This is a genomic window from Desulfitobacterium sp., assembly GCF_982384815.1.
In genome coordinates this window covers 1-13,696 of sequence record NZ_CEVWNY010000081.1, presented here as the reverse complement: position 1 = coordinate 13,696, position 13,696 = coordinate 1, and the positions used below count along the sequence as shown (strand labels likewise).

The following is a 13,696-nucleotide window of genomic DNA, read 5'->3' as shown; positions in this document are numbered from 1 at the left end:
GGCTGATTATTGAAGTGACGGCGGAAGCCGGAGAAAGCTTTCTCGATAAAATGATTGCCATGGTGGAAGGCGCGTCCAGAAAAAAGACCCCTAATGAGATCGCCCTGCAAATCCTGCTGGTGACGCTTACCATCATCTTCCTTGTGGTCTCGGCGACCCTGCTCCCCTTCTCCGCTTTTGCAAGCAGCCGGGCGGGAGCGGGCTCGGCCATTTCCATGACCAATGCCATTGCCCTGCTGGTATGCCTCGCCCCCACGACTATCGGGGCCTTGCTTTCCTCCATCGGCATTGCGGGCATGAGCCGCTTAAATCAGGCTAATGTGCTGGCGATGAGCGGGCGCGCCATCGAGGCGGCGGGGGACGTGGATGTACTCCTGCTGGACAAGACCGGAACCATTACCCTGGGAAACCGCCAGGCCAGCGAATTTTTACCGGTCGGCGGTGTGACGGAACAGGAACTGGCGGATGCCGCTCAACTTTCTTCCCTTGCCGATGAAACCGCCGAAGGAAGAAGTATTGTAGTTTTGGCAAAGGAGAAGTTCGGAATACGGGCAGAGAGCTTTCCAGGCTCAACGCAACCTTTGTGGAATTCACAGCTAAAACGAGAATGAGCGGCATCGATTACCAGGGCAATATAATCCGAAAGGGCGCCGCCGACGCCGTAAAAGCGTATGTGTTGGGAAAAGGCGGAGAATACCCGGAGGAATGCGGGCAAATTGTAAAGCGCGTCGCCGGAGAAGGGGGAACTCCCCTTGTGGTGGCAAAAAACAATCAGGTGCTGGGCGTTGTCTACTTGAAGGACATTGTAAAAAACGGCGTGAAGGAACGCTTTGAAGATTTGCGAAGGATGGGCATCAAGACCATTATGATTACCGGCGATAATCCGATGACGGCAGCGGCTATCGCCGCGGAAGCGGGTGTAGACGATTTTTTGGCGGAGGCTACCCCGGAAGCCAAACTGACGCTCATTCGCGATTATCAGGATAAAGGACATTTGGTTGCCATGACGGGCGACGGCACCAACGATGCTCCGGCGCTGGCGCAGGCGGATGTGGCCGTCGCCATGAACACGGGCACCCAGGCGGCGAAAGAAGCGGGCAACATGGTGGATCTGGATTCCAGTCCCACCAAGCTCATCGACATCGTACGCATCGGCAAGCAGCTCCTGATGACAAGGGGTTCGTTGACCACCTTCAGCGTGGCCAATGATGTGGCCAAATATTTTGCCATCATCCCGGTACTGTTCCTTGGGATTTACCCGCAGCTTACCGCCCTGAATTTCATGGGACTGACCAGCTCCACAAGCGCCATGCTCTCAGCGATTATTTATAACGCGCTGATTATTATCGCCCTTATTCCGCTGGCACTCAAAGGCGTGAAATACCGCGAACTGCCCGCCGGGAAGCTGCTGAAACGAAATATGCTGATTTACGGCCTGGGCGGGATTGCCGCACCATTTACTGCCATCAAACTGCTCGATATACTTCTGACCGCTTGCGGCCTTGTGTGAGGTGGATGAAGATGATTAAAACCATAAAACGGCTTAGGCCCGCTATGATATGCTTTGGTGTGATGACCCTTCTTTGCGGCGTATTTTATACGGCGGCGGTTACAGGCATTGCCCAGCTCTTTTTCCCGAATCAGGCCAACGGCAGCGTAATAACCCTTACCTTAAAGGACGGTACCCAAAAAGACTATGGATCGGAATGGATCGCCCAGGAATTTGCAAGCCCCGAGTACCTGATCGGCAGGCCGGCAGGCGCGACCAACCTCTCCCCTGTAAGTGAGGAACAAAAAAAGCTCGTGCAGGAGCGTATCGACCGGTGGCATTCCTTTGACCCGGACAACACAGCGGCTATCCCAATGGATTTGGTTACCGCTTCCGGCAGCGGTGTGGACCCCCATATTTCACCGGCAGCGGCTGAGTATCAAGTTACCCGTATCGCAAAGGAAAGAGATATGAGCGAGGACTCAGTAAGGACAGTCATAGAAAAATACACTGCGGGACGCTTCCTTGGCTTCTGGGGAGAACCGGCTGTCAATGTTCTAAAGGTCAATTTGGCATTGGACGCTTTGCTGTAATTGACTATAACGGTGCGCGTGGTATGCTGAGCTATAAGGGTGGTGGATAATAAATGGCTCAATTGGATCAACGGCCCGATCCCAGGGCTATTTTAGAGGATATTCAAGCCGGTCAGGACAGACATTTAGGCCGGTTAAAAATATTTTTCGGGTATGCCGCAGGCGTTGGAAAAACCTATGCCATGCTGGATGACGCCCAGGAGCAGTACAAAAGCGGCGTTGATGTTTTGGTCGGGTATATCGAACCCCATACCCGTCCGGAAACCATGCAGCTTCTGCAGGGCTTGCCGGTGCTGCCGCCCAAAACGATCTTGTACAGGAACATTGAACTCAGGGAATTCGATCTGGATGAAGCGCTCCGGCGCAAGCCGGAGCTGATTCTTGTGGACGAACTGGCTCATACAAACGCAGAAAGCGGGCGCAACAAAAAACGGTATCAGGATATCGAGGAATTGCTCAATGCCGGGATCGATGTATATACGACCGTCAATGTTCAGCATATGGAAAGCCTGAACGACGTGATTGAGAATATTACAAAGATCAAGGTGCAGGAAACCGTGCCTGATTATGTCTTTGACCGCGCCGATAAAATCAAGCTGATCGATATCGTGCCGGATGAACTGCTGCGCCGCTTCGAGGCCGGGAAAATATACCGGCCTGAGCGTGCGGAAACAGCCGTGCGCAATTTTTTTACACATGAGAATCTACGGCTGCTGCGCGAAATTGCTCTGCGCTGTACAGCGGATAAAATCAGCTATGAGAATCAAAACGAGCGGCGCTTATCAGAAAAAAGGGCAAATACCAAGCTGCTCGTCTGTATTGGGCCTTCTCCCTCATCCGCAAAATGCATCCGGTGGACGGCGCGGGCGGCGGAAGCCTTCCACGCACACTGGATTGCTCTATATGTCGAAAGTATTGAAAGCGAACATCTCACCAAGGAGCAGCAGAAGACGATCCGCGCCAATATGGATTTGGCTGAAAAACTCGGCGCGGAAATTACCACCCTCACCGGGCACGACATTGCCGTCAAGGTGGCGGAATACGCGAAGCTTTCCGGCATAACGAATATTGTTGTGGGTAAAAGCAGAACTATAAAAAGGCTTAAAAATCTGTTTGAAATGGATTTTGAGGATAAGCTGATCTCGCTTTTACCCAGTATAGAGGTACACATCATACCCGGCAGCACCACGAAACGAAATTATAAAAAACCCCGCAAAACGGGCCGGAATCAAAATTTCAGCTTTTCCTGGACGGACGCCGCCAAAACGCTTTTTCTTTTGGTTGCTGCCACAATACTTTCCTTTGGCCTACGCAGGCTTGACATCGGAGATCAGAATATTATCATGGCTTATATTCTCTCCGTTCTGGTCATTTCACGGGTCACCGAAGGATATCTATATGGCATTATTGCTTCCGTAATCAGTGTCATGACCTTTAATTTTTTCTTTACGGAGCCTTATTTTACGTTTAATGCCATACAGCCCGGTTATCCCATTACCTTTCTCATCATGCTGCTGGTGGCCTCGATTACAAGTACCCTGACCGTCCGCATCAAGACAGAGGCAAAGCTCGCGGCACAAAGGGAGCACCGTACCGAAGTTCTGTATGAAATTAATAAAAAACTGCTTGCGGCAAGGGGTCTTGAGAATATCATAGCCCTTACGAACGACTATATTGTCAATCTGTTTGGCCGCTCCGTCGTTTTTTTCACCGCCGACCCTGAGCAGAAAGCGGACGGGAGGGTAATGCAGGCGGCGGGGGATGTGGATGGCTCCGTTCTCAATTCCGCCGCTGAAAAGGCAGTAGCCCATTGGGTATTCCTCAATCAAAAGCGCGCCGGAGCGGGAACCGACACACTGATGGGGGCAGCGGCATTCTATATGCCGGTTATATCCCTGGGAAAAGTTCTTGCCGTTTGGGGGATATCCTGTGCCAAAGGAAAACTAGACCATAATACACGCCAGTTTCTGCACATGATCGCTTCACAGGTAGCAATGGCCTTGGAGCGTCAGCATCTGTCCGATGAACAACGGGATATTATGGTGGAATCGGAAAAGGAAAAAATGAGGAGTACCCTTTTACGGGCAATATCCCATGACCTGCGTACCCCTCTTTCCGGCATCTTAGGAGCCAGCTCCGCCATTCGGGAAAATGGCAAAAGCCTCGACGAAGACACACGGGATAAACTGGTCGCCAATATTCAGGAGGAATCCCAATGGCTCATACGCATGGTGGAAAACCTGCTCTCTGTGACACGGATCAATGAAAGTGCATCAAATCTCATGAAAAGCCCGGAAGCTGCGGAAGAAGTGGTGGGAGAAGCCGTCGGCCGCATCAAGCAAAGATTTCCCCAGCGTGAGATCTTCGTTCATGTGCCGAACGAGTTTTTGGAGGTTCCCATGGACGGAACCTTAATTGCGCAGGTGCTGATCAACCTTCTTGAAAATGCCGTCAAGTACTCTCCCAGCGGTTCTCCCATTGAAGTCCGTTTAGAAAAGAACGGAGATTGGGCCCGATTTGAAGTGCTGGATCGGGGAAAAGGAATTTCAGAGGAGGATTTCCCCTACCTGCTTCCAGGCTATAAGCCCATTGCCAATAAGAGTCCTGATTCCTCCAGAGGAATGGGAATCGGGCTGTCAATCTGCAAAACAATTGTCAAAGCCCATAACGGCAAATTGGAAGCGGAAAACAGGAAAGAAGGGGGAGCCAAATTTCGCTTCATTTTACCGCTGAAAGGAAGTGAATAATTATGGACATAAAGCCGTTGATTTTGATTATGGAAGATGAAGCGGCCATCAGCAATTTTATTTCGGCAGTTCTCACGTCGAATGATTATCAGGTTATTCAGGCAAAAACGGGAAAAGAAGGGTTTTCCATGTTCGCATCCCACGCCCCGGACGTTATCCTGCTGGACTTGGGCCTGCCGGACATTGACGGCATGGAGGTCTTAAAGCAAATACGCCAATGGTCAAAAACGCCTATCGTTGTGGTTTCGGCGCGCGGTCATGAACGTGAAAAGGTAGCGGCTCTTGATTTTGGGGCGGATGATTATATCGTGAAACCTTTTGGCACCTCTGAATTGCTTGCCCGGATACGGACGGCAATCCGGCACAGTCCCCGGGCCATAGGGGGGGAAGCCCTTGGTGGCGGGAAGATAACCATTGGTGAGCTTGAAATCGATTGCGGCAAGCGGATAGTATCCCTTTCAGGAGAAAAAATCCATCTAACGCCTGTTGAGTACAAAATCCTGGTACTGCTTTCCCAAAACGCCGGAAAGGTGCTTACGCACGATTATATCCTGAGAGAGATATGGGGGCTGTATGGAAACGACAGCCACACCCTGCGCGTCAACATGGCCAACATCCGAAGAAAGATAGAGGCGAATCCGGGGACACCAAAATACATTCTTACAGAAATCGGTGTTGGTTATCGGATGGTGGAAGAACCACGCTGAAAATTAAAGCTGCTGCACCTTACGAGGGATATCTGACTGACGGGAATGCACAAATCTCCGGATACTTATAATCCAGTGGGAAACAATAGCTAAAAAAGAGAAGGAACCGGCGTGATAATATGACTGCAAAACTTAAGCGTTACAACCAAAAAAGGAATTTTGCCAGAACCTCGGAGCCGGAGGGGATAACGGAAATCTCCCAGGAGGACCTAAGGTTTGTGGTGCAGCACCATCTGGCCCGCAGAGATCATTACGATCTCCGTCTGGAATGGGAGGGAGCTCTCTTGAGCTGGGCCGTGCCTAAGGGGCCTTCCTACGATACCCGGGACAAAAGGTTGGCGGTACAGGTGGAGGATCATCCTTTGGAATACAGGAATTTTGAAGGGACCATTCCCAAAGGGGAATATGGGGGCGGAGTGGTCATGCTCTGGGATGAAGGCTCCTGGGAACCTTATGGGGATGTGGATAAGGGACTCCGTGAAGGAGTGCTGAAGTTTGTGCTGAAAGGAAGAAGGCTCAGAGGAAGGTGGGCCCTGGTGCGGATGAAAGGGAAAGCCGGGGAGAAGCGGGATAACTGGCTTTTCCTAAAAGAAAAAGATGAGTATGTTCAAACTACCGACGGGATTGCCGAATTTACCACCAGCATCAGGACCGGACGCACTATGGCGGAAATTGAAGCAGGAGAGGACGAAAAATTCACCCGGAACCCCTTCAGCAGTACCGGGGTGCAGCTGGCCAAATTAGTCCATACCCTTCCTGAGGGAAAAAATTGGCTTTATGAGTTGAAATACGACGGCTACCGAATAATGGCCTATCTTGAAGGAAACAGCGTCCGGCTGATCACCAGGAACGGTCATGATTATACGGAGCGGTTCCGGGAGGTGGCCTCTTCCCTCCTGGATTGGGCGAGGGGAAGGGCGCTGATTCTGGACGGGGAAATGGTCGTCACCGATCCAGAGGGCAAAACGGATTTTCAGGCCCTGCAGAACTATCTCAAAAACCCCCGGGCCAAAAATCTGACCTATATCCTCTTTGATCTCCTGGCCCTGGATGGGGCGGACCTCCGGGGACATCCCCTGATCGACAGGAAGGAGGCCCTGGCGGGGTTGATGGAGGATGCTCCCCCAAACCTCCACTACAGCAGGCATGTAAGAGGAAAGGGAAAAGAAAGTTACCTGGCGGCCTGTGAGGGTGGGATGGAAGGGATCATCGGGAAAAAAGCCGATTCCCTCTACATCGGAGCAAGAAACGGTGACTGGCTCAAACTTAAATGCGCGAAACGGCAGGAATTTGTCATCGGCGGCTATACCCTGACTGATAAAAAATTGAGCGGGGTAAGCTCCCTGCTCCTGGGGGTCTATGAAGGGGAGGAATTCATCTATGCCGGACGTGCCGGTACCGGCTTAAGCGAAGCCGACATGAAAGAGCTTGAGGAAAAGTTTAAGAGCATCAAGAGCAGGGAGGCGCCCTTCAAGCCGGCGCCCAAGCCCAGGTCCAATGAAAAGATCACTTGGCTGGAGCCTAAGCTGGTGGCGGAAATCCAATTTGCGGAATGGACCCAAGAGGATCGGTTAAGGCAGGCAAGCTTCAAAGGCCTGCGGATGGATAAGCATCCCCGGGAAATACAAAGGGAAAAAGCAGATGCAGAATCCCGGCTTCAGTCAACGGTAAAGGAGACGGCGAGAGTAGTGGAAGCAAAGACCAACAGTATTATCATCGAAGGAATCAAGATCAGCAATCCGGGCAAGGTGATCTTTACCGATCCGGAAATCACCAAGGTGGATGTGGTCCGGTATTACGAAAAGGTAGCAGAGCGCATGCTGCCCTATGTAAGCCACCGGGTTCTCAGCATTGTCCGTTGTCCTAAAGGGATAGCCCAGACCTGCTTTTATAAGAAGCATCCCGGTCCGGGCAGCAAAGGAGTCGTCACAATTCCTGTTCCCTCTAGTGACGGGGAAACAGAAGAGTACTTCTATATTGAGAACATATCCGGGCTGATCGCCGAGGCGCAGATGGGCACCCTGGAATTTCACATCTGGGGGAGCCGTGTCCATGAGCTGGAAAAGCCTGATCTGATGGTCTTTGATCTGGATCCCGATGAGGGAATGGCTCTAAGCAGGGTGCGCCAGGGTGTGCGGGATATGAAAGGTATTCTGGCCGAACTCTCCCTGAATTCCTATCTCAAGACCAGCGGGGGCAAAGGATACCATGTGGTCGTACCCTTAAAACCCGCCGTTTCCTGGGAGGTATTTCATGATTTTGCCAGGCGCGTTGCCGAAGTGATGGAGCAAAAGTGGCCGGACCGTTACACGAGCAATGTGAGAAAGGCCAAGCGCACCGACAAGATCTTTATCGACTGGATTCGCAACGGCAGAGGGGCCACCAGCATTGCCCCTTATTCCCTGAGAGCAAGAATTGGGGCTAGAGTATCTATGCCTATCACCTGGGATGAACTGGACACGGTGGCCCCTGATGGCATTGACATGGCGGAGGCCCTGCGGAGAATCGAGGGGAATGATCCTTGGCGGGATTTTTTCCGGAATCAGCAGCGGCTTAGGTGAGTCATTAAGGCGATGCTAAATCAAGGGGAAAATTAGTTGCTGATTATCGTGCGATATTATATAATTATCGTACGGAGGCGATGGATTTTATGGACGGTTTAAAAGACGAAAACAACATTAAATTGCACAATACGATTACTGCTACGGATCTAAAAAACAATCTCGGCGCCTATTTGGATTATGTGATTAACGATAATGAAGTGGTAATCACCAAAAACGGAAAGAAAGCGGCAAGGCTCACTTCCTATATTACGGACAGTGACCGTTATTTTCTCATGAAGGAGAGGGCTCTGGACTATCAATACGGTGGTAAAAAAGTCTCTTATGAGGAATTCATAGAAATCTACGAAAAAAGCGATTTGCCCATGGAATTCATCAATGGCGAAATTGTGTTGTTAAGCTCACCAAGTGCTCTCCATCAGGAAATTTTAGGAAACTTATTTATCGGGTTCAAGGAGTACCTTAAAGGAAAAGGGTGTAAGGTTTTTTTTGCCCCCTTCGATGTCCACTTTCGGAAAGAAGGCTTCAAAGATCCCGATGTGATGCAGCCCGATCTGATCGTGGCCTGTGACACGGCCGAAACCATCAATGAAAAAGGGCGGTACATGGGGACACCGGTCCTGGTTGTGGAGATTTTATCCCCAAGCACTCGGACCAAAGATATGGTGGATAAGCTGAATACCTTTATGATTTCTGGGGTCAGGGAGTTCTGGATTGTTGATCCTGATCAGGAGATAATACTGGTTTATGGATTTAAAGATCTCGATATCGACCATTTCATGATCTATAGTAAACAGGACACCGTGCGGTCGTATGAATTTCCTGATTTAGAGATTGCGGGAAGTGTGGTTTTTCCTTAATGGATGAATTATTTCAGTGTGATTGTTCGTTTTTATCGATTGCCAGGGCTCGGATAAGTAATGCCTTATTGTGGCTTCCAATTTCTACTGGTCCGCGGTTCTCGTGCAATACGAAGTAACCCACCACATGCTTATTGTATACTATCAACGTAAAATGGCGTTCACCGTTATCAGTGTTTTGACTATCTCTTCTGGATAAGCCGTAAACCTTTCTTGTTCTTCTTCTAATTTAAAGCTCTTCAGTTCATCATAATTTTTACTATAGAATTCCAAGTTTATTTTTTCGCCGTCCATCCGTACATCTCGATTAAAACTTTATACATAAAATGCTGTTCAACTTAACTTGCCGATAGTCTGCTTTATATCCTTCATCATTTCTAAAGGGTAAATTACAATTAACCCCTAAATTATTGTCCCCTATAGGTAAAAAAGCTGTAATGATGTTGGAAAATATAAGTAAGCTCGAATATTTTAGGATCAAAAAGCGTTAGATTCCTAAAGGAGACTAAGATGGAATTCATTCCTGCCAAAACGATTCTATCCGGGTATGCAGAAAATAACCCTTGGTTTGGTTGCAATTATAATATGAATATCTACAAAGGCTGTTGTCCTGGCTGCATTTACTGTGATAGCCGGAGCGAATGTTACAGAGTGGATCATTTCGATGAGGTAAGGGCTAAGGAAAACGCCCTTGCCTTAATCGAGCGGGAGCTCAAGTCAAAACGCAAAAAGGGCGTTGTCGGCACAGGAGCCATGAGTGATCCCTACAATCCACTTGAAAAAAAGTATGAGCTGACAAGAGGTGCTTTGGAGCTGATCAACCGGTATGGATTTGGTGTGGCGATTGCTACAAAAAGCGATCTGATTGTCCGGGATAGAGAACTTCTTAAGGAGATCGGCAAGCATTCACCGGTGCTGGTAAAGATAACGGTTACCACTGCCGATGATTTGCTGTGCAGTAAAATCGAACCGCATGTGGCCCTTTCATCCCAGCGGCTTGAAGCAATCGAAAAACTGACTCAGGAAGGAATTTTTGCCGGTATATTATTAATGCCTGTACTGCCGTTTATTGAGGATACAGAGGAAAATATCAGCCGGATTATTGAACTTGCTCATCAAAAAGGGGCAAAATTTATCTATCCTGCCTTCGGGGTAACCTTAAGACAGAATCAAAGGGCATGGTATTATAAAAAGCTGGATGAGTTATTTCCATCCCTTAAAGAAAAGTACATAGAAAGCTACGGGAACGCTTATGAATGCCGTTCTCTTAAGGCCAGGGAATTGTGGAGTTTGTTTCAGGATAAGTGCGACCAATACGGGATTCTTTACAAGATGTCGGATATCATAGCGGGTTACAAAGGGTCTTGCCGGGTGGAACAACTTTCGCTGTTTGAGTAAGCCCTTCTAAATGGTTTACAATCAAAACCCTCCACTAATACACCAGACTTTTAAGCAGTGATATTATGGTGTAATAGGAGGGGAGGATATAATTTAGATCAATACTTACAAGACCTCAGAAATTGCCCGGCGTATGGGAATCCAGAAATACCGTGGGATTAAAAACTAATTTTGGGGCATTCCCTCACGTATATTACAATTAGCGTCGACAAAAAGTCTATTTTTAAATTATACAGCAAATTGGATAAATACTATGAGAAATTAATAATTAAAGATAGCTATTGGATGAGGTGCAAACCCTGTAAAAATGACGGTCAATTTTGTAAGAATTCAGACACTATAATATTTACCTCAGAAAAATTTATTATTACAGACTATATAAAAGAATTACCCGCACATGTAAGAAGAACATTAAAAGAAAATGTCGATAATGGAGTAAAATGTCCATTTAGAACAGGGTTGTCTTGTATAATTCATGATGTCAGACCGCTCACGTGTAGGCTAACACCCTACTTGGCAAGTTTACGCAAAAACAAAATCTACTATCATATGATTTCGGAAGATTGTAAAAAAATAAATTCTATGGAACAAGATATTATAGGTGCAGAATCAATTAGTCATTATAAAAGTAGAGTATTCGTAGAATTAGCAATTAACTCTTTAGGAATGACGAGACCCTATTTAAATGGAGATTATTTAGCATTGAAGGATATGACATATCAAAAAATATGTAAAGAATCTAACACTACAGCTATGGAATTTTTGATAAAAAGTTATGATTTATTAACTAATTAAAGGAACGGATTTGAATTGTAGGGCCCTGAAAAAAACTGGGATAAGGCTTCACCTAACACGGCATTCCCGACACTTAGAGGATGATGAATGTGGTTAGGACGCATCGGGAATGCCCAGAACGTTAGCTGAAATGGCTTGCATGAGCATTTAAATAGGTCTCATAAGGAGGACAAAAATGATAATTAGGAAATTCGAGCATCCCGATACTGAAGAAATAATTGAGATCTGGTATAACATAAGTGTAGTCGCGCACTCCTTTATTCCCAAGGAAATGTGGGAATCACATAAGGATGAATTAAGGAATAAATATTTACCAATTGCGGAGACATGGGTTGCCGAGGAAAACGGTAATTTGATTGGCTTTATATCACTACTTGGTAATTATATTGGAGCGTTATTTGTTACACCAAAAGAGCAAGGAAAAGGAGTCGGCACTAAATTAATCGAACAGGCAAGACGAGAAAAGGAGCATTTAAACGTTGGTGTTTACAGTAAGAATATTGATGCGAGAAGATTCTATAAGAAAAACGGATTTACATATTTAAGTGAGGAAGTTCAGTCGGAAACAGGTGAAGTAGTGATAAATATGACATTAGAGTAAGGAAAACGGCCACTTCAGCTAACACAGAATTTCCGTAGCTTTGCAAAAATGAAGGACCATTTAAGGGTCGAAAAAATTATCGTATGTATACATGGTTCCATATATGGTATCATATAAATAGAGGGGAGATATAATGACTAAACTAGACAAGCTATTTGCGGATATAGTCAATAACCCAAAAGATGTTAAATTTGAAGATATAGACAAAGTTTTGAAATACTATGGATTTGAGTGCAGAAATCCTAAAGGTGGATCGAGCCATTACACATATTTTCATAAATCACTACCCGATATTTTGACTATACCGAAGAATAGACCCATTAAGGCAGTTTATGTAAAGAAAGCGATTAGTGCGATTCAACGATTAGATAGGGGCGAAGAATGATGGGTAAAGATTTGGAGTATTACCTCAACTTTGAATATGAAATTAAACTTAAGAAGCTTTCTCAAGAAGAAGGTGGCGGGTGGTTTGCTGAAATACCTTTACTTCCTGGTTGTATGTCAGACGGTGAATCATTAGAAGAAGCAGTTGAGAATCTGGGCAGTGCAAAAAGGGAATGGATTGAGGCCAGCTTGGAATTAGGCAGAGTAATTCCTGAACCCACAACTGACGAATTTTCGGGGCAATTGAGAGTTAGGATGCCTAAATCATTACATCGTACTCTTTCACAAATGGCTAAAGATGAAAACGTAAGTTTGAATCAGTTGATAATTCATCAATTATCTAAGGGAATTGGGTACAGATTATAAGATAGCCGACTTCATATAATAGATAACAGAGGGTTTGCGACATCGGGGAATATGCCGCGCCAACCCTTGTGGGACGGTAACGTCGGGAATACTCGGGACGTTATATGACATTTCCAGCGTCTAATAATTAAAGAGAATTGCATGGAGGAAATAGTTGGTGGAGGATTTCTCTGTTGAATTTAAACAAAATAATAATATCATTCCCGTAGTTGTACTATCTCCAAAATGGGAAACTTGACGACCTTATTCGCTCTCTAGCGAAGTTCTCAGATAAGCTCGCAGTGGTTGACGCTGCGGAAGATCTCTTTGCTGACTGGAGTAAAGAGTATGGTCCCTCTATGGTTTTTCGTCGGCTCTTGGAAAACCTTGGTATTCATGAAATCATTGCTGGGCTCTTTAGCGAAAGAGAATTGAGCATGATGTTCATGAAACTATTTTTTGTATGGTTCTAAACCGTTTGACTAAGCCTACCAGCAAATTGGGTGTTAGTGATTGGAAAAATTCCGTCTATCGCCCTGAATTCGAAAGCTTAAAGCTTCACCACTTCTATAAAGCCATTGACTTCCTCGATGAAAACAAAGATACCATTGAAGAGCAGTTATTCTTCCACCATACCAACCTGTTCACACAGCAGCTGGATTTGGTGTTCTTCGATACCACCTCCACGTATGTCGAGGGAGATGCCGGAGCCTTTGACCTCTTGGAACATGGTCATTCCAAGGATCATCGTCCCGACCGCCTTCAGGTTATGATTGGTATTCTAATGTCCAGAGACGGGATTCCAATAGCTCATCATGTGTTCCCAGGAAACACGCCGGATACTGATGCCTTTATTGAAGCTGGTAGTGATTTAAAAAAACGCTTTAATATCCAGCGAGTCATCGTTGTTGGAGATCGAGGCATGATGGGAAAAAGAACTTTGGAACTCCTTGAAGAATTGAAACTCCAATATATTCTAGGGGTTCGCATGCGCAATATAAAGGCTGGTCCGGAGCTTGCAGCATCTCCGGAACCTTATACCTTCGTGAAGGATAATCTAAAGGTTAAAGAAGTAGTCCATCAAGAGAAACGTTATATTGTGTGCTTAAACGAAGAGGAAGCTAAACGTGATCAGCTAGTCCGCGAACAAATTGAGGTTAAACTTGGAAGCAAGCTGGAGCATGGGAGCATTAAGGATTTAATCGGGAATAGTGAA

General features: G+C 46.7%; 10 protein-coding genes and 2 pseudogenes. All 12 read left to right on the top strand.

Going from position 1 to position 13,696, the window contains the following annotated elements; genetic code table 11:
• Positions 1–1,510 (top strand): annotated as a pseudogene (gene kdpB, locus AC1U9U_RS11700) (potassium-transporting ATPase subunit KdpB); the annotation flags it as partial.
• A gap of 11 nt (positions 1,511–1,521) precedes the next feature.
• A complete protein-coding gene (kdpC, locus tag AC1U9U_RS11695) occupies positions 1,522–2,082 on the top strand; it encodes a K(+)-transporting ATPase subunit C (RefSeq protein ID WP_479960742.1) in 561 nt (186 codons plus the stop codon).
• Between the two features lie 53 nt (positions 2,083–2,135).
• A complete protein-coding gene (locus AC1U9U_RS11690) occupies positions 2,136–4,829 on the top strand; it encodes a DUF4118 domain-containing protein (RefSeq protein WP_479960741.1) in 2,694 nt (897 codons plus the stop codon).
• A 2-nt stretch (positions 4,830–4,831) separates the two neighbouring features.
• Positions 4,832–5,536 (top strand): response regulator, encoded by a 705-nt coding sequence (locus tag AC1U9U_RS11685; RefSeq protein ID WP_479960740.1) that lies wholly within the window; start codon positions 4,832–4,834, stop codon positions 5,534–5,536.
• 119 nt (positions 5,537–5,655) lie between these two features.
• Positions 5,656–8,097: a DNA ligase D gene (gene ligD / locus AC1U9U_RS11680; RefSeq protein WP_479960739.1), complete on the top strand. Its 2,442-nt coding sequence runs from the start codon at positions 5,656–5,658 to the stop codon at positions 8,095–8,097.
• Between the two features lie 89 nt (positions 8,098–8,186).
• A complete protein-coding gene (locus tag AC1U9U_RS11675; protein WP_479960738.1) occupies positions 8,187–8,957 on the top strand; it encodes a type II toxin-antitoxin system prevent-host-death family antitoxin in 771 nt (256 codons plus the stop codon).
• A 510-nt stretch (positions 8,958–9,467) separates the two neighbouring features.
• A complete protein-coding gene (locus AC1U9U_RS11670) occupies positions 9,468–10,355 on the top strand; it encodes an SPL family radical SAM protein (RefSeq protein WP_479960737.1) in 888 nt (295 codons plus the stop codon).
• 240 nt (positions 10,356–10,595) lie between these two features.
• Positions 10,596–11,150 carry a YkgJ family cysteine cluster protein gene (locus AC1U9U_RS11665; RefSeq protein ID WP_479960736.1) on the top strand — a complete coding sequence of 185 codons (555 nt, stop codon included), beginning with the start codon at positions 10,596–10,598 and terminating at the stop codon, positions 11,148–11,150.
• Between the two features lie 175 nt (positions 11,151–11,325).
• Complete coding sequence (locus tag AC1U9U_RS11660) at positions 11,326–11,751, top strand: GNAT family N-acetyltransferase (RefSeq protein ID WP_479960735.1); 426 nt, start codon at positions 11,326–11,328, stop codon at positions 11,749–11,751.
• A gap of 133 nt (positions 11,752–11,884) precedes the next feature.
• Positions 11,885–12,136, top strand: a complete 252-nt coding sequence (locus tag AC1U9U_RS11655) for a type II toxin-antitoxin system HicA family toxin (protein WP_479960734.1) — start codon at positions 11,885–11,887, stop codon at positions 12,134–12,136.
• Positions 12,136–12,501 (top strand): toxin-antitoxin system HicB family antitoxin, encoded by a 366-nt coding sequence (locus AC1U9U_RS11650; RefSeq protein ID WP_479960733.1) that lies wholly within the window; start codon positions 12,136–12,138, stop codon positions 12,499–12,501. Before AC1U9U_RS11655 ends, AC1U9U_RS11650 begins: the two co-directional genes overlap by 1 nt.
• 218 nt (positions 12,502–12,719) lie before the next feature.
• Positions 12,720–13,696, top strand: a pseudogene (locus tag AC1U9U_RS11645) (IS1634 family transposase); the annotation flags it as partial.

Bases quoted from the DNA above. Each gene is read 5' to 3' on its own strand.
- kdpC (WP_479960742.1), top strand. From the start codon at position 1,522: ATGATTAAAACCATAAAACGGCTTAGGCCCGCTATGATATGCTTTGGT.
- AC1U9U_RS11675 (WP_479960738.1), top strand. From the start codon at position 8,187: ATGGACGGTTTAAAAGACGAAAACAACATTAAATTGCACAATACGATT.
- AC1U9U_RS11690 (WP_479960741.1), top strand. From the start codon at position 2,136: ATGGCTCAATTGGATCAACGGCCCGATCCCAGGGCTATTTTAGAGGAT.
- AC1U9U_RS11655 (WP_479960734.1), top strand. From the start codon at position 11,885: ATGACTAAACTAGACAAGCTATTTGCGGATATAGTCAATAACCCAAAA.
- ligD (WP_479960739.1), top strand. From the start codon at position 5,656: ATGACTGCAAAACTTAAGCGTTACAACCAAAAAAGGAATTTTGCCAGA.
- AC1U9U_RS11650 (WP_479960733.1), top strand. From the start codon at position 12,136: ATGGGTAAAGATTTGGAGTATTACCTCAACTTTGAATATGAAATTAAA.
- AC1U9U_RS11660 (WP_479960735.1), top strand. From the start codon at position 11,326: ATGATAATTAGGAAATTCGAGCATCCCGATACTGAAGAAATAATTGAG.
- AC1U9U_RS11670 (WP_479960737.1), top strand. From the start codon at position 9,468: ATGGAATTCATTCCTGCCAAAACGATTCTATCCGGGTATGCAGAAAAT.
- AC1U9U_RS11685 (WP_479960740.1), top strand. From the start codon at position 4,832: ATGGACATAAAGCCGTTGATTTTGATTATGGAAGATGAAGCGGCCATC.